The sequence below is a fragment of the Nocardia sp. NPDC060220 genome (assembly GCF_042727815.1).
In the GTDB taxonomy this organism is placed as follows: domain Bacteria; phylum Actinomycetota; class Actinomycetes; order Mycobacteriales; family Mycobacteriaceae; genus Nocardia.
Genome location: NZ_JBHWZY010001362.1, coordinates 1 through 1,115 on the forward strand (window position 1 = coordinate 1; position 1,115 = coordinate 1,115).

Below are 1,115 nucleotides of genomic sequence, written 5' to 3' on the forward strand. Positions count from 1 at the left end.
CTTCTTCGTGTCGGAGGTGGCTCGGTCGGCCGACCGTGGTCAGGACCGCCCGAGCCGTTCTCAGGCCGTACGTGCCCGCTGGGCCGGTTCCACCGCGGTGCGGACGAACTTCGCCACCCGTCCCAGCGCCGAACGGCTCTCCGGCATGCTCGGCAGGATGCTCATGAACGCGTGCACCTGCCCGCGCCACAGCTCCAGGGTGTTGGGCACGCCCGCGGCGGTGAGCCGGTGGGCCATCAGTTCACAGTCGTAGCGCAGGAGCTCGTCCTCGGCGGCGATGAGCAGCACCGGCGGCATCCCGGCCAGCTCGGCGTTGACCGGCGACAGCGCGGGATCGAGCGGACCGGCGTGCTCGGCGCCCAGGTGGACGACCGCCTCGAGGCCCTTCAGCGGAATGTAGGCGTCCCGGTTGACATTGACGTAGCCCTCTTTGGCCCGGTAGTCCAGATCGAGCAGCGGGCTGAGGCCGACGAGGGCGGCGGGCAGCGGCAGGCCGATCTCGCGCGAGCGGATCGCGGTCGCGAAGGTCAGGAACCCACCCGCCGAGTCGCCGGCGAACACGATGCGCGCCGGATCGGCCCCGTGGCGCAGCAGCCAGCGGTACGCGAGCACACAGTCGTCGATCGAGGTGTCGATCGAATCACCGGGCAGCTGCCGGTACTCGACATTGAGGACGGGCGGTCCGGTGCGCCGGGCCAGTCCGGCCACGACCGCGCGGTGTGTCTGCAATCCGCAGACCGCGAAGCCGCCGCCGTGCATGTACAGCAACGCACCGTGGCGCAACGCGCGAGATCCGCCCGCGGGCCGCACCATTTCCATCTTGAAGCCCTGGAGCTGGATCTGCTCGCGCTCGATACCGTGCGGTTCGGGCCGCAGCCGCGACAGCAGGTCGACCGCGACGGCGCCGACCGGAATGGTGGCCCGGTTGATGGGCACCGTGCGCAGCAGCGGTCCGATCAGGCCGAGGCAGGCGCCCATCAGGACTCGCGAGGAGGTACTGGTCCGGCCGGAGTTGACGATGATGCCCGACTCCGGCCTCTCGGCGGTGCTGATCGGGGCCACGGGCGCGAGCCCACCCATCACGCCGGTGATCTTTGTGGCTACCATCGCGCACC

1 protein-coding gene is annotated in these 1,115 nt (G+C 70.7%); it reads right to left on the minus strand.

The features are described from left to right. Positions 1–60: 60 nt before the first annotated feature. A complete protein-coding gene (locus ACFWF3_RS36800) occupies positions 61–1,107 on the minus strand; it encodes an alpha/beta hydrolase (RefSeq protein WP_379318860.1) in 1,047 nt (348 codons plus the stop codon). Positions 1,108–1,115 lie beyond the last annotated feature (8 nt).

What these genes read in the sequence shown, in the direction of transcription:
- ACFWF3_RS36800 (WP_379318860.1), bottom strand. Translation starts at nt 1,107, where the DNA reads ATGGTAGCCACAAAGATCACCGGCGTGATGGGTGGGCTCGCGCCCGTG.